Genomic DNA, 17,710 nt, shown 5'->3' with positions numbered 1-17,710 from the left:
GACCGCGAACTGACGGCGGTCAGACCGTTCCCAACACTGCCGACACCGCGTTTCCCACACTCGACCACGCGACGGTTCAGTCTGCGACACGCTGGTCGCCCAGGGCCACATCTGTCCCGCGTTGGCACATGCCAGAGTGTATGCCTGTCGGCTCACAAACACGAACTATGCTGCGGACCGCAATCGTCGGCCTGGGCGATGTCGCACACTGGCATAAGGCCGCAATCGAGACGACTCCCGGTGCAGTCCTGACTGCGGTCGCCGATATTGATTCACAGCGAGCCGAGCGCGTCGCTGCCGCATGGGACGTGTCTGGGTACACCGACCTGCAGCGGCTGGTGGCGTCCGAAGCGGTCGACTGGGTCCACGTCTGTACGCCGCTGCAGACCCACTTCGACCTCGCGATGGCCTGTATCGACGCGTCGGTCCACGTGTTGGTCGAGAAACCCTTCGTCGCCACCAGAGCGGAGTTCGAACGGCTTACCGCTGCTGCAGACCGGGCTGGCGTTCGGGCGACAGTCGTCCACAACCAGGTGTACTACCGGCCGCTACAGACCGCACTTCAGCGTATCAAGCGTGGCGACCTCGGGCGACTCCACAGCGTCGCCGTTCACTGGGCGGAGGACATCGACCCGACGGTTCCGGGCCGCGGGGACTGGGTGCTCGACCTCCCCGGCGGCGAGTTCGGCGAGGGCATCGTTCACCCGATATACGTGGGGCTGCGCGCGGCGGGCTATCCCGCGGACGACGCCTCGGTCGCCATCCAACAGTGTAACACGGCCGCAGACGGGGTTGCGTTCGATGGCATCGCCGTCTCGTTCGTGACGGCCGAGGATGTCACCTGTACAATACAGCACCACTCAAACGTGCCTGACCGCCGTCGCGTCGTTTTTACCGCGGAGTGCGGACACCTCACCGTCGACATCGGGACACAATCGCTCCGGTACCACCGCCACGGCTACGGCCCCAACTCGCCGTACGACCTGCCGATGCTTGCCGGGGCGCTCACCGACCTGCGAAACGCGGCCCGTACGACCGCCAGCGCAGTCCGTGAGACAGTCAAGACGCGACTCTCGTCGTCGTACTCGACCCACGACACACATACGCCGGTCGTCCGTCGCGAAGCACGGGCAATCGAACACGGCGGTGAGGGGCCGACGCCGCGAGCGGAGGCCGACTGGGCCAACCGGCTGTTCACTTCGGTTGCCGAACTGTGAGTCCTGCGTCCGGGTGGTTCGTTGTCCGGATCTGGCCGCGTGTCGTTCGGCTGTCGATGCACGTAAGTCGCCGACCAGCCTCGAACCGGTATGCGTCAGTTCGTCATCATCGGTCACGACGCCCCGACGACGCCGGAGTTCTCGCTCGACGATCTGGCCGGCGCTGCCGGCCGGCTCGACGTGCTCTGTCGGTGTGTCACCAGCGCGTTCTTTTTGAGCCATGCTATCCGGGAAGACGTGCGGGTCCACCTGATTCTGGGCGACGAGTACACCGTTACGTTCGAGGGGAGCGACCTCCGCCGGCTGAACCCGGATGAACGGTCCACAGCGGCACTGATACGGAAGGCACTAGAAGAGCGCGAAGAAGCTATCGGCCACATCCCGGCCGAAACCTCGCCGGGCGTGTCGCTCACGCGACGGGGATTCGAAGGGACGCTCGACGACGTGGCGCGCCGCGGAACCGTCGTCCAGTTGCACGAGGACGGCGACCCCATCGTCAGCGTTGCACCCCCGTCGGACCCGGTGTTCGTCCTCTCGGATCATCACGACTTCCGAGACGAGGAAGCGGCGCTGCTGGCCGACCGTGCGGACGAGCGCGTCTCGCTTGGGCCGAAGGCCCTCCACGCAGACCATTCGATCACGGTCGCGCACAATTATCTGGACACGGCGGGGTTCGAACGGTACTGACGGGGCACGCTGGGAGACTGCCAGAAGGGTTTTCCTCCGCGGTTCGCTGAAATGGTGTATGGAATTATTGGGTTCGGAGACAGCGACGGGTCGCGCTGTCCGACGACGCACCGAAGCGATGAGGGACCGATGACTGACCGGGATGGACTGTCCCGTCGTGCGGTTCTGCAGACGGTCGCCGGGACCGGCCTTGCGTCCGTCGCCGGCTGTTCGGCGTTCGAAAGCGAAAGCGACGACGCGGCCTCGACAGTTGAGGGCGAACGCGCCGCAGAACTCGCCCGACGGTTTGCACCGACGCTGTACTTCGACCGGGCGGAGCCGTGGTTCCCGACGGACCCGCGGCCGTACACAAGCGAGCAGGACGGGGACACCGTCGTCGATGGGTTCGACGCGTTCAACGGGTATCACGAGCGGATGGCCGACGGAGAGCCGCCGGACCCGACGGCGTTCTACAACGTGGTCGAGTACGAGAACTCGCCGCTTGCCGTCGTCCAGTTCTGGTTCTACTCCGCGTTCGACCAGTTCACAACGAACTTTCACTGGCACGACTGGGAGGTCCTGCACGTGTTCGTCGACACGGGGACGGGCGACCCGCAACTGTACGTCGCCAGCTCCCACTCCCGGAAGGTGCCCAACAACGAGTTCCTCGACCCGGACCCAGAGATGGTGCCGCGCATCCTCTCGGAACTGGGCTCACACTCCAGCGCGCTGTCGGTCAACGACGTTCGCGACCGGTTCACCCGGCTGCCGGAGGGAGACCGGTTCGCGGATATCACGAACAGCGCGGTCGAAACCATCGAGGACCTCGCGGAGATTCCTGTCGCCTATGGGCTCCCGCGCGACGAGGGCTCGCGACTTCCCTATCTCGTCCCGGAGTACGAGGGCGCACCGCTGTACGAACACGAGCGGCTCCCGTCGGTCAGCCGTGAGGACCTCATCTCGGAGCCGCTCACCGTCCGTTCGTTCGATAGCCTCACCGAACCGCCGTCGGACCTGCCGACGCGGGAGACGGGGCTCGTCTTCCAGCACACCGACCGGGGCGACGGTGACCCAGACATCGAGTACGACCTCGTGCCGAGCAGCGAACTGGAACATATCGCTGATTTCACCGGCCCGCAGTTGAGCTTCGAGTTCGCCGTGCCCGAGTTCGCCGAGGACGCCGTCTCAGGCCACATCACGACGACTGGTGCGCCCTGGAACCAGCCCCGCTACGAGAACCCCGCCGCGGATATCTCCGAACCGAACCACCGGGCGGCGCTGGCCGAGCGCTACGACGCCATCGGCGCGCCGGCGGAGATACGGACCATCGTTGCCAGCCTTTCGGAAGCTGTCTCGAACGACGACGCCCCCGACAACGAAGGGCTCACGACCGAGGACACCACCGTCGAGTCTGTCGCCCTGCTGGAGAGCGACCCCGAGGCCGTCCCGACTTTTTCAGGTCTGGCTGTCGTTCAGGACGTGCCAGCGGGCGAACACCGGTTCACCGTCAACGGGGCCGGCGTCGCGCCACACAGTGAGACGGTGTCGGTCCCTGAAACGAGCGAGGCCGAGGGGCCGACTAGAGCCGGTGTCGACGGCGAGGTCCCGCTCGTCGCTCGGGAAAACGCCACTCGTCTCGAAGTCGATCCCGCTGGAGCCGATAGTGACCTCACCGACCTCGCCGTCGAGGACGACTTCGCTGGTCGACTGTACGACGCCCCGCTCGCCGAACCCGACGCTGTGTACGTCCACGGCGGCGGCGCGTATACGACGGAGGTCCGGGACCGCGACGACGAGATAGGTGCATTCCGGGTGAACCCGGACCCCGAGGCCGACACTGCCGCAACAATCGATGAGCCCCGAACTGGCAAGGCCTCGCTGGCGTCGTTCCTCGCCGACATCGCCGAGGAGACGCGCCAATCGGTGCTCGACGAGATGGACGATGACGGCGATTCTGACGATGATGACGGTACTTCCGGGAGTAGCGGCGGCTCCGGGAACGCTATCCAGGGCCTCGAACGAGCGCTCGCCGCTGTCGTTGAAGCCGCCGAGCGAGCAACGGAACGCGCCGAGGCCGGTGACCGCGGAAACGCTGACAAGCAACTTCAGGCCGTCGCTGACCGGCTCCAGCGCGTCGCGACCAGAATCGAGGATGCAAGCGACGCTCTCTCGGACCCGCTGTCGAACGCGGCCCGACGACGCTTCGAACAGGCAGATCGACGGACCGAGCAGGCACAGGCCGCTGACAAGCTGTGAGTACTCGTGCTATCCTCAGAGCCCGCCCCACCGGGCCAACCCACCGGCGACGAGGGCCAGTCCCCCAGCGATGAACGTTCCGGGGACCGGGAGGACGAACAATGCAATACCGAGCAGGATGACAATTGTCGATACTCTCATTCCACCTCTACAGAGTGCGCCATCTCGCATCCGTCCGGTGCCTGCATTTGCGTGGACCCGTGTTGACTTTGCCGGTGGGGACCACACTCCCAGTATGGACGAGGAACTCGCCTGGGAGACGCTTGATGCAGAGACCGCATACGCCTGTCCGGGGTTTGATGTCGTCCGTGAGGATGTCCGCTTCCCTGACGGCACGGAGGGTGCGTTCGATTACGTGCAGCACGGTGAGAGCGTCATCGTGCTCCCGTTTACCGCCGACGGCGACGTGGTCGTTATCGAGGAGTGGCGACAACCAATCCGTCGAATCAACTACGGTCTGCCTGCCGGAACGATGGAAGACGAGGACGACGACCCAACCGTCGCCGCCGCCCGCGAACTCCGCGAGGAGACGGGCTACGAGGCCGATACGTTCGACCACCTCTACACGGGCGAACCGGCTAACGGCAACACTGATTATGTGTTCCATTACTACGTCGCACGCGGCTGTGAGGCGGCGGCCGACCAGAACCTCGACCACAACGAATCGATTCGGGTCGACACTGCCGACTTCGATTCGCTGGTCCAGTCGGTGCGCGACGGCACGCTCCGTGACAGTCGGTCTGCCGTAGGTATCATGTACTATGCCCTGTTCGAGCGCTGAACTGACGACAGCTTGAAATCATGTGGAGTGGTACCAGCAAACACATGGCCCCGATTGCACTCGACGAACAGACGGAACGCCGGCTCGATAAACTGCGCGCGGCTGTCCGCCGTCGGACCGGTCAGCCGATTTCGCGGGCGGAACTGCTCGAACGGCTTGTCGAGGACGCCTACGGGTCCCGCGACGACGTGGTTGCTATGTTCCGAACCTCACAGACGTACGTCGCTGACGAGGACTCTGGGACCGTCCACCGGCCCGAGCGGAAACTGGTGCCCGGCGGAGCGGAACAGCCCGACGAATAGCGGCGCTGCGCCGGCCGGTGCGCCGTTCGGCCCCACCGTCGTTCTCGGCTTCCGCCAGTGACGAACGGCCAGCCACGGGGGAACACAACCCTTAGGCGCGCCCACCGACGACGACGTGTAATGACGAATTTCGAGGTCCGCCAGTACGACGCCGCGGGCCGGCTGGGCGAGCTAACGGTGCCACGGGCCGGCGTCACCGTTGAGACGCCGACTATTCTGCCGGTGGTCAATCCCCACGTCCAGACGGTTGCACCGGCAACGTTGGCGTCGGAGTTCGGGGCGGAGATACTCATCACGAACAGTTACATCCTGCACGGCTCCGATGACCTCCGTGAGCCTGTGTTAGAGCAAGGCCTCCACGACCTGCTTGGGTTCGACGGGGCTATCATGACCGACTCCGGGTCCTTCCAGCTCGCCGAGTACGGCGACATCGACGTGACCACCGAGGAGATACTACAGTTCCAGCACGAGATCGGCTCTGACATCGGGACGCCGGTGGACATCCCGACGCCGCCCGATGTGGACCGCGAGCGGGCGACCGAGGAACTCAAGACGACCCAGGAGCGGCTGGAACACGCCGCCACAGTCGACACCGGCGAGATGCTCGTCAGTGCGCCGGTTCAGGGCGCGACGTATCCGGACCTGCGGGAGCGCGCCGCTGCAGATGCCGTCTCGACCGGACTTGACGTGTTCCCGCTGGGAGCCGTCGTCCCGCTAATGAACGAGTACCGCTACGCTGACCTCGCGGATGTGGTCGCGGCCTGCAAGCGCGGGCTGGGGGAGGTCGGCCCGGTCCACCTGTTCGGTGCGGGCCATCCGATGATGTTCGCGATGGCGGCGGCGCTTGGCTGTGACCTGTTCGATTCGGCGGCGTACGCGCTGTATGCCCGCGACGACCGCTATCTCACGGTGCAGGGGACGGAACTGCTCGACGAGCTGAGCTACTTCCCGTGTCACTGCCCGGTCTGTACCGACCACACGCCGGCGGAACTCGATGCGATGGACGCCGACGCACGCGAGGAACTGCTCGCGCGGCACAATCTCCACGTCACCTACGGCGAAATCCGGACGGTCAAGCAGGCGATTCGCTCGGGCAACCTCATGGAACTGGTCGACAGCCGCGCCCGTGGTCATCCGGAGATGCTCGACGGCTACCGCGCCTTGCTCGACCACTCAGAGCAACTCGAACGCACCGACCCCGTCTCGAAGGACGCGTTCTTCTACACCTCGACTGAAAGCGCCCGCCGGCCCGAGGTCCGACGCCATCAGGACCGACTGGAGCGCCTCCCGGTCGAGGGCGAGGAAGTGCTGCTGACGGAAGGCAGTTCCAGTGCACAGTATGACGAGAGCTGGGGCGTCCTGCCCCCGTTCGGTCCGTACCCGCGCGAACTCGCTGACACCTATCCGCTGACCGCGGAAACGCCGGACCGGACCGACCGGGCTGCCTACGAGGCCGCGGCTACAGGAGTCCGACGACTGGTCGAACTCCACCCCGACGTGTCCTTTACACTGGTCCACGACGACTGGCCAGCAACGGCACTTGACCGCGTGCCTGAGGGCGTTCGCCTGCGAGACCTGCACGCCCGCGACTGATCTGTTTTAATCTTCTCGCCCGCCGGTCAGACTCTCGGTACGTCCACGTCTTCGTCTGCCGCCTCTCGCCACGAACGGCTCGGCTCCCAGCCCAGCAGTTCCGCGGCTCTGACCGTTGAGTACGCCGCGGCGTCCCCCTCGACCGTGCAGTCGTCCGGGACAGTGCCGTACTGCTCGCGCATGAGTTCGACTAGCGGGCGGCCCAGCGCGTTGTCGGGGCCGACGCAGTTGAGCGCCTCGTGGCCGTCGAGTTCGCCCGTGAGCGCGGCCTCAACGAGGCCGGCTACGTCTCGCACGTCAACGTACGACCAGTAGTTGCCCGCGCCAGCCGCGAGGTCGTCAACGTAGTCCTCTGACCGACAGGGGTACTCCCCGGGAATCTGTATCCACGACGGGCGGATTGACGCCACAGAGATGCCGTCCCGGCGGGCAATCGTCTTCCCGATTTCCTCGGTAACGACCTTTGAGAGCCCGTAGTCGTCCTCGGGCCTGCGTGCGTGCTTTTCCGTAATCGGGAGTTCATCTGGCACGGGGGTCTCCTCGGCGAAAAAGAAGCCGTACGCACCATCAGATGAGCCCTGCACCACGTCAGCGCCGACACGGCCAGCCGCCGAGAGGACGTTGTGTGCCGCCAGCGTATTGTTTTGGAACAGGTCTACACCGGGATGGTTCCCAGCTACCGGAATCGCCGCCCAGTGGACCACTGCATCCGGGTTGATGGCGGTGAGCGTGTCGAAGACGCCCCCGGCGTCTGTCAGATCGAGCGCCTGATACTCAACAGCCGGATGACCCTCGTCATCGGGGAGACGGCGGTCAAGCACTGTTACGTCGTGCGGTCCGGCGAGACGGTCGACGATCCAGCGCCCGGAACTCCCCCGGCCGCCGGTCACGACAACATTCATACCGGACTTGGAGCCGCTGGCATCCAAAACGTGGCGGTGTGACTGCGTCTCCGGAAACAACGCTGTTACAGGTCAAGCCGGAACCGCTCGCCGTGCGTGAACGTTGTCCAGCCGAGGATGCGTTCGTCCCGATGTGGCCGGTCGGGGTTGTCAATTGCCGCCTGCTGGGCTGAGACGTACGTCGGGACGTTCTTCACTGGCTGTCCGCTCTGCTTGAGCGCTTTCAGATACGTATCTTTCTCGTAGTACGAGTAGGCCACCTCGTACAGCGAGGACGCGGCTTCCTGCTTTCTGGCGGGGAAGCCGTCACTGTTGACAAACCGGTCGGGGTCCCCTTCACCCATCGCCTCCCAGGCCTCTGGGTCGGCCACGTATGGCGCGTGGGCGTCGAGAATCCGCTCGATAGCACCCCTGTCACCGTCGAATTTCTTGTACTCGTACAGTGTGGGGCCGTCGAGTCTCTCGGCGTAGAGTCGGCTGAGTTCCGCGGCGGTGATCAGTGCCTTCGCCGCATACAGCGAGTACGCCAGACTCGACGCACGAATGATTTCGTTTTCCAGTAGGCCGTCCTCGCGGAGTTGGGTGAAGCCCGTCTCGCGGTTCCGTCGCATGGCCTTCTGGAACCGGTCCCAGTCCCGGAGGTACACCGAACCGGCGGCGTGGGTCATCTCTTGCCAGTTGAAGATGTTCTGTTGCCCCATCGCGGTCGGAATGTTGTGGCCCACGTCGTCGAGGAACGTCCGGACCCACTCCTGCAGGTCGGCCTCCGCGCCGACACTGTCGTCGCTCCACGCCTCGTGGCCGCGAACGAGTTCCGCGCCCCACCACATTTTCGGGAGCGTGATGAACTGCTCAATGCTGTTCGTTTTTACAGGAGCCATATAGGTCTCCGACCGCAGGAACCAGTGGTCCAGCAGTTCGACGGCCTTCTCGGCGTATTGATCCGCACCGGTGTACTGGTAGGCGAGGCCCAGATCCCGTATTCTGTCTCCGGTTCTGATGGCGGCAACGTAGTCCTTGCGTTCCGCGGGGTCTTCGGGTCCTTTCGTTTTGAACTCGTGGCCGTCGCCGTTGTCCGTGACGCTCTCGGAATCCGCTGCCATCGCGTCGCGGACATCACTCATGAAGGCCTCGTGGGCCCCCGTCCACGGGCTGTCGCCGTTCTCAACACGTGACTGTATCGCGGCCAGCGTATCGAGATGGACGAACATTGCGGCCCTGTTTTTACCTGGTGGCTCCGATACCTGTTCTGTTGGTGACCCCGATACCTGTTCCGTTGGTGTCGGCTCCGTCTCATCTGACACGGCCCTCGCACCCGAGTCCCCCGAGGAGAGGCCGGTCGAACAGCCCCCCAGCGCTACGGCTGTCCCCGAGAGAGCGAGCAACACGTCTCGTCGTGTCTGTCGCTGCACGAGTCGTCTGTCATCCCCGATGGATTTAGTTAGGACCTAGCTAATCAGCGAATAGCGGCTTGTTTGCGATAATCATGGTCACATAACTCCCGATCAGGATGCCGTTTGCTGGATTTGAACGGCTTTTTGCTCGCGGGGTCGTGCTGGCCCAAAGGCAAGATAGTTGGTCGCGCGCGGCTGACGCCATTGCATGACCGACTACTTCGAGGTCCACGAGCGCGACAGCGCCGCGCGAGTGGGTGAGTTGCGCCTCGCCGACTCCGTGACGACGCCAGCGCTGGTCGACGACGTGGACACTGAGACGCCGGGCGACTGCCGACACGTCCTTGCTGACGCCGGAAGCCGCTGGTCTACCGAGCGAGACGCTCCCGACGGCGACGACTCGTTGCTCACTGTCTTGCCCCACCGCGGACTCCCCGCCGGCACGCCGGACGAAGTCGCCGAGGCTTTCGCCGTCGACTATCCGGATGTCGAGTTCCCAAGTGCGGCCGTTGTTTCCCCTGATACCGCGACCAACCACGGCAGCGACGCCTACGTTCTCGCTGGTGCGCCCGGCTATGTCGGGCACGCGTCGGCGTTCGTCGATGCCGTTACGACCGTCCGTGAGGCAATTCCCGCGGACACCGCGCTCTATCTGCCCGGCGTTGCAACGCCGCGAAACGTCGCAACGCTCGTCTATGCCGGTGTCGACCTCGTGGACCCCGACCGCGCCGTCATCCGTGGGACTGAGGGGCGGTATCTCACGACCGACGAGGCGTACTTCCTTGAAGACCTCGACGAACTCCCGTGTGCGTGTCCGGCCTGCCAGCAGCCACGCGCGGAGTTCGACCGCGAGGACTGCGCTGAACACAACGTCAACGCGCTCGCCGCGGAACTCCGACGCGTCCGCCGCCGGATTCGTGACGGTCGCCTCCGTGACTACGTCGAGGGTCAGGCCAGACAGGACAACTGGCTCACCGCGACGTTCCGACGGCTGGATCAGGGGTACGGCTATCTGGAGGAGCGAACGCCGCTCATCCGGCGGGCCGACCTCTCGGCGGCCAGTGACGACTCGCTCCGGCGGGTCGAAATCCAGCGCTTCGCCGAGCGCGTCACCGACCGCTACATCCCCCGCTTTGACGACCGCCCGCTCGTGCTGGTCCCGTGCTCGGCACGGAAACCCTACAGCGACTCACAGAGCCACAAACAGTACCACGACGCTATCAAGTGGCGCGCCCACGTCGTCTCGATGACCTCGCCCATCGGTGTTGTTCCGCAAGAACTCGAACTCACTTACCCCGCACAGCACTACGACTCCGTGGTCACGGGCGACTGGACCGCCACTGAAATCGAGTTCGTCAGCCGCGTGCTCGAACGCTATTTAGAAGGCACCGACTACCCGGAGATTATTGCCCACGTTCCCGGCGAAGGCTACCGCGACATCTGCGAGCGCGTGGCCGATTCGCTGGACCGGGAGTTCACCTACACGGTCACCGACCACCCAACGACGGCGGATTCGCTGGGGAACCTCGCCGCCGAACTGGAGGGCTGGGACCGCTATCCGAAACGCGAGCGCGAACACAACACTATCCGCGCCGTTGCTGACTACCAGTTCGGCGAAGGCGCGGGCGACGAACTGTTCGACGACCTCTCGACGCAGGGACGGTATCCGCAACTGCGTGCCGACGACGCCGACGGGGAGCAACTGGCGGCGCTCGCCCAGCAGTACGGCGTGCTCTCGCTGACCACCGCCGGCGCGCGCCGCTGGGTCGAGAGCGACGTACCGACGAAAACCGTCGAAATCGAGCCGTTCGTCCCTCACGGCTCGGTGCTTGCGCCGGGGATCACGGACGCCAGCGACGATATCCGCGTCGGCGATGACGTGGTGATTCAGGGTGATGCGGCCTTCGGCGTCGGTCGCGCCCAGATGAGCGGCCCGGAGATGCGGTCCTCGACGCGCGGTATTGCCGTCCAGATGCGACACGTCGACGAGCGGTAACAGGGTCCGCTGGGATTCGTTCCGAATCGGCTACCGGCTTCCCTGACCGTCCGACTTATTTGCGCACCGGGAAAACCGCCAGTATGGACGTGTCGGGGTTCCGCCGCTACCTCCCTGCAATCGGGTTTTCCCTGTTGGTACTGGTCACATCACTGCTTCCGGTTCCAGAAGGGGCGGGCGAGCAGGTCCCCGCACTTCTCGGTTTCGCGCTGGATAAGTGGGTGCACGCGGCGAGTTACGGCACGTTGGCGGTGCTGCTCGCGTGGGGCCGGCAGGCCCGCGATGTGACGACGGTTGCAGCACTCGTGATTGTCTCCCTTTGCTACGGGGCCGGGGTCGAACTCCTGCAGGCGCTCGTCCCGTCACGCGGTGTAAGTGGCGCTGACTTCGTGGCCAACGCTGTTGGGGCCGTTCTGGCCGGACTGGCGTGGCTCGTGGCCCACCGCTCCGGCGCACTTCCGGACTAAACCGGCCCACAATCCCGGCAGTAACGAAGCGGCTTTACGCGCTCATCGGCTACCTCGCCCCAATGAGCAAGCCCAGTCCTGAAGTCTACGAGGAGGGCAAGGGCATGGACGCCCACAACTCCGTGATGCGTGACATCCGGTCGCGCAACGACTCGACCTATGACCCTCGCGAGCCGACCCGCGTGTGGCTCGACGAGGACAACACCCCGGACGGCGTCTACCAGAGCCTGACTATCATCCTGAACACCGGCGGCTGTCGGTGGGCACGTGCCGGCGGCTGTACGATGTGTGGCTACGTCGCCGAGAGCGTTGAAGGAGGGAGTGTCGCCCATGAAGACCTCATGGCACAGATTCAACACTGTCTGGACCACGAAAGCGAGAACAGCGACGAGCAGAGCGGCCTCATCAAGATTTACACCTCCGGGAGCTTCCTCGACGAGCGCGAAGTCCCGGCGGAAACGCGTCAGGCTATCGCCGAAACCTTCGCCGACCGTGAGCGCATCGTCGTCGAGTCACTGCCGGACTTCATCGACGAGGAGACCGTCGGCGACTTCGTCGACGTAGGTCTGGAGACGGACGTGGCGGTGGGTCTGGAGACGGCGACCGACCGCGTCCGCCACGATTGCGTGAACAAGTACTTCGACTTTGCCGACTTCGAGGCGGCCTCCGAGGCGGCGCAGGCCGCCGGTGCCGGCGTCAAGGCGTACCTCCTGATGAAGCCGCCGTTCCTCTCCGAAGCCGAGGCCGTCGAGGATATGAAGCGGTCGGTGCGACGCTGTGCGGCCGTCGACGGCTGTCACACCGTCTCGATGAACCCCTGTAACGTCCAGCGATACACGATGGTCGAGGAGCTGTACCACGACGGCGGCTACCGACCGCCGTGGCTCTGGTCGGTCGCCGACGTGCTGGAGTCGACCGCCGATGAGGACGTCATCGTCGTCTCGGACCCGGTCGGCCACGGCAGCGACCGTGGCCCGCACAACTGCGGCGAGTGTGACGACAAAGTCCAGCGCGCTATCAAGGACTTCGACCTCCGGCAGGACCCGTCGGTGTTCGAGCAGGTGAGCTGCGAGTGCGAGGCGACGTGGGACGCTGTCATCGAACGCGAGCGCAGCTACTCGCTCCCGCTCGCTCGATAAGCACTGCGAGCGCCAGAAACCGTGTGATGGCCTGTCGACCAACGCTTATCCGTCTTTCGCGCATAATACTGTTCGATATGACCCCGAACGGTGACCAGAACAGCCGAAGTTTCAATAAACGCGGGACGGTCACGGAGTGTGACCTGTGCGGTGAACAGCGACAGTGCATCGACGGCGACGGAATGGTCGCCTGCAGTGCCTGCCAGTCCGACCTGCTGCCGTCCGGCTGGGGTCTCTAAGGCTCCTCTTACGCCGCTGTTCACTTGCTTACGATGACTCATCCGACAGCGACCGGTCGAGAGCGGGAATGACGCCGGCGGTCGCGGTCGCTTTGAACGAGGCGACGAGTTCCGCGCCCGTAGTGATATCAAGTTTGTCGAGGCTTGTGTCGGTCACGAGCGCTGACAGCGTCGTCGTCGGGTCGACAGCCAGCGCAACAAGCGCGATAGAGGTTCCCTCGTCGATACGCTCGACGGTGCCCGCGAACTGGTTGCGTGCGCTTGTCCCCGTCGACTCTGGGGCCTCGGACGGTGCGTTCAGCGTCACCGTGTCGGCGCGGATGCCGACCTCCACCGCGTCACCGGGACACGCTTCAGTGTCGACGATGGCCCGGACCGTTCCCGGCGGGGTTTCGACGGTCGCAAGTTCCCCGTCACGGTCCACGACAGTCCCTCGCAGGACTGTCTCTTCCGCCGTCGCTACCCCGTCGAACTCGGCCTGTAGCCGCTGAAACCGGGCCAGTAGTTGCTCAGCAGCGTCCGTGAGTTCACTGCCGCCGCCACCACTGCCACCTCGACTGCGGTCGACCAGCGGGCCGAAAGCATCTTCGAGTTCCACGATGCGGCGCTGGGCGTGGGCGTACGACCGACCCAGCGCGTCGGCGGCGGCGTTCAGCGACCCGTGGGCCGCGACCGCCTGCAGGAGCGTCCGGTCGCGGGCGGTCAGCGCCACGTCGCCCTGCTCCAGTTGCACTTCGACGTCCGCAGTCGCATCCATATCTCGACAATGTCGTTCCCCGATAAAGGTATTGCCGCCGACCAGCCCTATTTTCCACCGGTGATCGGAGTGGGGTATGAAGCGGTCAGTAGACCAGTTCTCCGGAGATGAACTTCTGGGTGCGGTGGTCCGATGGGTTCTGGAAAATCACTTCTGTCGGGGCTATTTCAGTTATTTGCTCGTCGAGTAGCACTGCGACCCGGTCTGCCACCCGCTCCGCCTGATGCATGTCGTGTGTCGCCACCACGACACCGATACCCCGGTTCCGGGCCTCGGCTATCGCATCCTCGATAACGGCGGTGTTCCGTGGGTCCAGATCCGATGTCGGTTCGTCGAGTAACAGCAGGTCCGGGTCGTAGGCCAGCGCGCGGGCGAACGACACCCGCTGGGCCTCGCCGCCCGAGAGCGAATCCGCGTGCTGGTCCATTTTCTCGGTCAGCCCGACAACGCCGAGGGCCTCGTGAACGGCCGCCGCGGTGCCGTTCGAGCGAACTATGGACTGTAGTTCGCGCTGCAGTCTGGCTGTCCACGACCTGCGGATTCGAAGCCCGTATTCGACGTTGCGAGCGACCGGCGCGTCGAACAGACTCGCTTCCTGAAACACCATGCCGATACGCCGACGCAGCGAGAGCCGTGTCGCTTCGTCGACGGCCCACACGTCCGTGTCGTCGAAGCCGATGGTTCCCTCGTCCGGTTCCAGTGAGAACGCGAGCAGTCGGAGCAGCGTCGTCTTCCCGACGCCGGATGGACCGATGACGGCAACGACCTCGCCGGGTTCGATCCCGATCGAGAGGTCCCGGAACACGTAGTCGTCTCCGTAGGCGTGTGATACCGCCGTGACATCGAGCATTATCGCTGCACCCCCTGGTCCCCCAGTCGGATGACGATAGCGTTGACCGTCAACACAAGCGTGACCAGCACGGCCCCGAGAATCATCGCCGTCTCGTACTGTCCCTGTCGGGCCTCGAGTTGAATCGCGGTTGTCAGCGTCCGCGTTTTCGAGATGCCCCGTGCGCTCGTGATATTCCCGCCGACGATGAGCACGGACCCGACTTCGCTGATGGCACGGCCAAAGCCCGCAAGCACTGCCGTTGCGATACCGTATCTGGCCTCCTTGAGTACGACTAGCGCCACGTCGAGGCGTGTTCCGCCGAGAACGTGTGCGGCGTCGCGGACCTTGTCGTCGACGCCACTGATAGCCGCGAGGCTGATCGCCGTAATCGGCGGCGTTGCCAGGACGAACTGAGACATGATCATCGCCTCCTTAGTGAATATCAGCTCTAGATCTCCCAGCGGTCCCTGGTTCGAGACGGTAAACAGGACGAGAAGACCGACGACCACGCTTGGAAACCCCATCCCAGTGTTGATGACTGACTTCACGAACTGCTTGCCGGGAAAGTCAGAAAACCCCATCACCACGGCGATCGGGAGGCTGAACAGCGTGCTCAGTGTCACGGCTATGACACTCACGTATAGTGAGACGTAAATGATACTCGACACGTACCCTTCCCGGAACGGAAGGGCGACGACGGTCATCGGTAGGTATCCGACTGAATCGAGGAACACGCTTACTCGCCTGCGTCGCTACTCCATCCTTCTGGCACGTACTGCTGGAAGTTGGGGTCCTCGGACACGGCTTCCGGGAAGAACAACTGTTCGCCGTTGACCTGATAGTTCGAAATTGCGTCCTGGGTTCCGGGGCTGGTGATCCAGCCGATGTATGCCATTGCCAGATCGTAGTTCGCGTTGTCGTGGACGCCGGGATTGACCGCCATAATCCCGTACGGGTTCGCGAGGATCTCTGGTCCGTCCTCGATCGGCCCCTGCACCAGAATGACGAGGTCGATCTCTGAGCGCTGGGAGATGTACGTCCCGCGATCCGAGAGCGTGTACGCGCCCTGCTGGTTGGCGATGTTCAGCGCCTCACCCATGCCGGTCCCGGTCTCCTGATACCAGTTTCCGCCCGGTTCAGTTCCCGCCGCTTCCCAGAGGTTGAGTTCCTTGGTGTGGGTACCGGAGTTGTCCCCGCGTGAGACGAACTGGGACTCCGACTCGGCGATAGTTGTCAGTGCCTCCGTGGCCGAACCCATGCCCTGAATCCCTGCCGGGTCGTCTTCGGGGCCGACGATGACGAAGTCGTTGAACATCAGGTCCCGGCGGTTGATCCCGTATCCGTTGCGCATGAAATCGTCTTCGAGGCCGCGGGCGTGGACCATCACGATGTCCGAGTCACCGTTGCGGGCCGATTCGAGAGCCGCACCGGTCCCCTGTGCGACTGCATCGACCGACACGCCGTACATATCCTCGAAGTCGGGGTGGATCTCATCGAGCAGGCCCGTGTCGTACGTACTCGTTGTTGTCGTAAGCGTCAGGGTTTCGCCGGCCACCCCTGGCTGACCGCCGCCCCCGGATTCCGCTTCCGTTTCCGCTCCGGTCTGGCCGCTGCCTTCCCCGGACTGTGCACACCCGGCGGTAGTTGCTAACGCGCCTGTCCCTATTGCTGCAATGAACTCTCGTCGTTGTATCGGCATAGATACAGCGTTGACCCAACAGCAAATATAATTTATGATGGATAAACCGACGTATCTATTCTGTTAGGTCTGTATGGGCGACAGCGGTCGCGGACACCCTCGCGGCTCGTTGTCCTGAGAGGCACTAGCGCTCGACACAACGCGAGCGGGGGAAGGCTGCCCTGTTAGCGATGATTCGTTGCCGAGAGCACATGCGAGTGGCTGATGTACTCTCTCGCCATCAGCCGCAGCCAAACGCTTTGTCCTCCTCGATTTCACTTCCACTCCGGTACGCATGTATTTATACGGCTTGACCGCCAAGGCCAATATAGGGGCCGCCGGACTATGTCACACGCTCCGCTGGTCCCTTCCCCTTTGAGACACAACCAGATAGCGGCGCGGCTGTTCGGATATGCCCCAGTCGCGTATGAAACCGCCGCAGTGACAGTTTCGTCTGTGACCGTTACTCAGCGAAGCCCGTGAGAACGCCGCGGCCGTCAGTCCGACCGAGGTCCGACAGTGTCGCCCGCTCCGGGTGGGGCATCATGACGGCGACGTGTTCGGCTTCGCCGGTGACGCCGGCCACGCTGTGCTTCGAGCCGTTCGGGTTCGCTTCGGGTGTGACAGTCCCGTCCTCGTCACAGTATTTGAACAGAATCCGGTCCTCGGCTTCGAGTTCATCCAGACGCTCGTCGGTGATCTCATAGCGGCCCTCACCGTGAGCGATCGGGAGTTCGACGACCTCGCCGTCCTCGTACTGGCTGGTCCATGGCGTGTCGGCGTTCTCGACGCGCAGGTGGACGTGCTCACACTGGAAGCGGGCGCTCTCGTTGGTCGTGAACGCGCCGGGGGTCAGCGACGACTCGCAGCCGATCTGCGCGCCGTTGCAGATGCCAAGCACCGGCGTTCCCTCGCTTGCGACTTCGCGGACGTCGGCCATGATTGGCGAGCGGGCGGCCATCGCGCCGGCACGGAGGTAATCGCCGTAGGAGAAGCCGCCGGGGAGGACGACGCCCTCGACATCCTCGGGAAGCCCGTCCTCGTGCCAGACGAGTTCGGCGTCGAAGCCCAGCGATTCCAGAGCCTGGACGGCGTCGCGGTCGCAGTTCGAGCCGCCGAACTGGATGACGGCAATGGTCACGCGAGCCACCCCGTGTGGGAACAGACCTCTGCCGTCAGTTTCGAGGTGCTGGTCATTCTGTCTCGGTCACCTCGATGTCGTAGTCGTGGATCGTGGGGTTCGCCAGGAGCCGCTCGGCCATCTCCTCGGCGCGCTCGGCCGCGTCGTCGGCGCTGTCGGCGTCGAGATCTAGCTCGAACACATCCGCCGAGCGGAGGTCGTTCAGGTCGAAGCCGAGGCGTTCCAGCGAGCGCTGTGTCGTCTCTGCCTCGGGGTCGAGGACGCCCCGTTTGAGGCGGACGGTGACGGTCGCGGTAAAGGCAGTCATTACTGGCAAGCGAGCGGGCAGCGGAGAAAACGCTTGTGTTCTC

At 64.3% G+C, this 17,710-nt stretch carries 19 protein-coding genes; 10 read left to right on the top strand and 9 right to left on the bottom strand.

Going from position 1 to position 17,710, the window contains the following annotated elements; all coding sequences use genetic code 11:
• The first annotated feature begins 167 nt into the window (after nucleotides 1–167).
• The 3 genes from G9463_RS06105 (at nucleotide 168) to G9463_RS06095 (ending at nucleotide 4,139) form a co-directional block, all read left to right on the top strand.
• On the top strand, nucleotides 168–1,217 hold the full coding sequence (locus G9463_RS06105; protein ID WP_165896241.1) for a Gfo/Idh/MocA family protein: 1,050 nt from the start codon (nucleotides 168–170) through the stop codon (nucleotides 1,215–1,217).
• 90 nt (nucleotides 1,218–1,307) lie between these two features.
• Nucleotides 1,308–1,904: a tRNA (pseudouridine(54)-N(1))-methyltransferase TrmY gene (gene trmY, locus G9463_RS06100; RefSeq protein ID WP_165896240.1), complete on the top strand. Its 597-nt coding sequence runs from the start codon at nucleotides 1,308–1,310 to the stop codon at nucleotides 1,902–1,904.
• A 129-nt stretch (nucleotides 1,905–2,033) separates the two neighbouring features.
• Nucleotides 2,034–4,139, top strand: a complete 2,106-nt coding sequence (locus G9463_RS06095) for a hypothetical protein (RefSeq protein ID WP_193569547.1) — start codon at nucleotides 2,034–2,036, stop codon at nucleotides 4,137–4,139.
• Nucleotides 4,140–4,154: 15 nt separating this feature from the next.
• Here G9463_RS06095 and G9463_RS24285 read toward each other — a convergent pair whose 3' ends face one another.
• On the bottom strand, nucleotides 4,155–4,280 hold the full coding sequence (locus tag G9463_RS24285; protein WP_255458677.1) for a hypothetical protein: 126 nt from the start codon (nucleotides 4,278–4,280) through the stop codon (nucleotides 4,155–4,157).
• 94 nt (nucleotides 4,281–4,374) lie between these two features.
• Between G9463_RS24285 and G9463_RS06090 the strand changes: the two genes are divergently transcribed.
• From G9463_RS06090 to tgtA, 3 genes are all read left to right on the top strand, one after another.
• A complete protein-coding gene (locus G9463_RS06090) occupies nucleotides 4,375–4,920 on the top strand; it encodes an NUDIX hydrolase (protein WP_007189161.1) in 546 nt (181 codons plus the stop codon).
• A gap of 44 nt (nucleotides 4,921–4,964) precedes the next feature.
• Nucleotides 4,965–5,222, top strand: coding sequence for a hypothetical protein (locus G9463_RS06085; RefSeq protein ID WP_165896238.1), 258 nt, complete (start codon nucleotides 4,965–4,967; stop codon nucleotides 5,220–5,222).
• 120 nt (nucleotides 5,223–5,342) lie between these two features.
• A complete protein-coding gene (gene tgtA, locus G9463_RS06080; protein ID WP_165896237.1) occupies nucleotides 5,343–6,815 on the top strand; it encodes a tRNA guanosine(15) transglycosylase TgtA in 1,473 nt (490 codons plus the stop codon).
• Between the two features lie 26 nt (nucleotides 6,816–6,841).
• Here the strand turns inward: tgtA and G9463_RS06075 are convergent, their stop codons facing one another.
• A complete protein-coding gene (locus tag G9463_RS06075) occupies nucleotides 6,842–7,717 on the bottom strand; it encodes an NAD(P)-dependent oxidoreductase (protein ID WP_165896236.1) in 876 nt (291 codons plus the stop codon).
• 65 nt (nucleotides 7,718–7,782) lie between these two features.
• The gene (locus tag G9463_RS06070) at nucleotides 7,783–8,928 is read right to left on the bottom strand and encodes an alginate lyase family protein (RefSeq protein ID WP_011224703.1); all 1,146 of its coding nucleotides are present in this window, start codon (nucleotides 8,926–8,928) and stop codon (nucleotides 7,783–7,785) included.
• Nucleotides 8,929–9,319: 391 nt separating this feature from the next.
• Here G9463_RS06070 and arcS point away from each other — a divergent pair, with 391 nt between their 5' ends.
• The 4 genes from arcS to G9463_RS06050 all read left to right on the top strand — a co-directional run bounded on the left by arcS (nucleotide 9,320) and on the right by G9463_RS06050 (nucleotide 12,952).
• On the top strand, nucleotides 9,320–11,107 hold the full coding sequence (gene arcS, locus G9463_RS06065; RefSeq protein WP_165896235.1) for an archaeosine synthase subunit alpha: 1,788 nt from the start codon (nucleotides 9,320–9,322) through the stop codon (nucleotides 11,105–11,107).
• Nucleotides 11,108–11,190: 83 nt separating this feature from the next.
• Nucleotides 11,191–11,574, top strand: coding sequence for a VanZ family protein (locus G9463_RS06060; protein ID WP_165896234.1), 384 nt, complete (start codon nucleotides 11,191–11,193; stop codon nucleotides 11,572–11,574).
• A gap of 62 nt (nucleotides 11,575–11,636) precedes the next feature.
• Nucleotides 11,637–12,713, top strand: coding sequence for an archaeosine biosynthesis radical SAM protein RaSEA (locus G9463_RS06055; protein WP_007189154.1), 1,077 nt, complete (start codon nucleotides 11,637–11,639; stop codon nucleotides 12,711–12,713).
• A gap of 77 nt (nucleotides 12,714–12,790) precedes the next feature.
• Nucleotides 12,791–12,952: a hypothetical protein gene (locus tag G9463_RS06050; protein ID WP_232508540.1), complete on the top strand. Its 162-nt coding sequence runs from the start codon at nucleotides 12,791–12,793 to the stop codon at nucleotides 12,950–12,952.
• Between the two features lie 28 nt (nucleotides 12,953–12,980).
• Here the strand turns inward: G9463_RS06050 and G9463_RS06045 are convergent, their stop codons facing one another.
• The 6 genes from G9463_RS06045 to purS form a co-directional block, all read right to left on the bottom strand.
• Nucleotides 12,981–13,709 (bottom strand): TOBE domain-containing protein, encoded by a 729-nt coding sequence (locus G9463_RS06045; protein WP_007189152.1) that lies wholly within the window; start codon nucleotides 13,707–13,709, stop codon nucleotides 12,981–12,983.
• 85 nt (nucleotides 13,710–13,794) lie between these two features.
• On the bottom strand, nucleotides 13,795–14,559 hold the full coding sequence (locus tag G9463_RS06040) for a phosphate ABC transporter ATP-binding protein (protein WP_004964194.1): 765 nt from the start codon (nucleotides 14,557–14,559) through the stop codon (nucleotides 13,795–13,797).
• Entirely contained in the window at nucleotides 14,559–15,245 is a 687-nt protein-coding gene (locus G9463_RS06035; RefSeq protein ID WP_007189150.1) for an ABC transporter permease, read from the bottom strand. Before G9463_RS06035 ends, G9463_RS06040 begins: the two co-directional genes overlap by 1 nt.
• 32 nt (nucleotides 15,246–15,277) lie before the next feature.
• Nucleotides 15,278–16,240 (bottom strand): substrate-binding domain-containing protein, encoded by a 963-nt coding sequence (locus tag G9463_RS06030; protein ID WP_165896233.1) that lies wholly within the window; start codon nucleotides 16,238–16,240, stop codon nucleotides 15,278–15,280.
• A gap of 442 nt (nucleotides 16,241–16,682) precedes the next feature.
• Nucleotides 16,683–17,360: a phosphoribosylformylglycinamidine synthase I gene (gene purQ, locus G9463_RS06025; protein WP_007189149.1), complete on the bottom strand. Its 678-nt coding sequence runs from the start codon at nucleotides 17,358–17,360 to the stop codon at nucleotides 16,683–16,685.
• Nucleotides 17,361–17,412: 52 nt separating this feature from the next.
• A complete protein-coding gene (purS, locus tag G9463_RS06020) occupies nucleotides 17,413–17,667 on the bottom strand; it encodes a phosphoribosylformylglycinamidine synthase subunit PurS (protein ID WP_165896232.1) in 255 nt (84 codons plus the stop codon).
• Nucleotides 17,668–17,710 lie beyond the last annotated feature (43 nt).

The organism is Haloarcula sp. JP-Z28 (assembly GCF_011440255.1).
In the GTDB taxonomy this organism is placed as follows: Archaea; Halobacteriota; Halobacteria; order Halobacteriales; family Haloarculaceae; genus Haloarcula; species Haloarcula marismortui.
The sequence above is the reverse complement of the archived record's forward strand: the minus strand, read 5'-3'. Positions and strand labels throughout refer to the sequence as shown.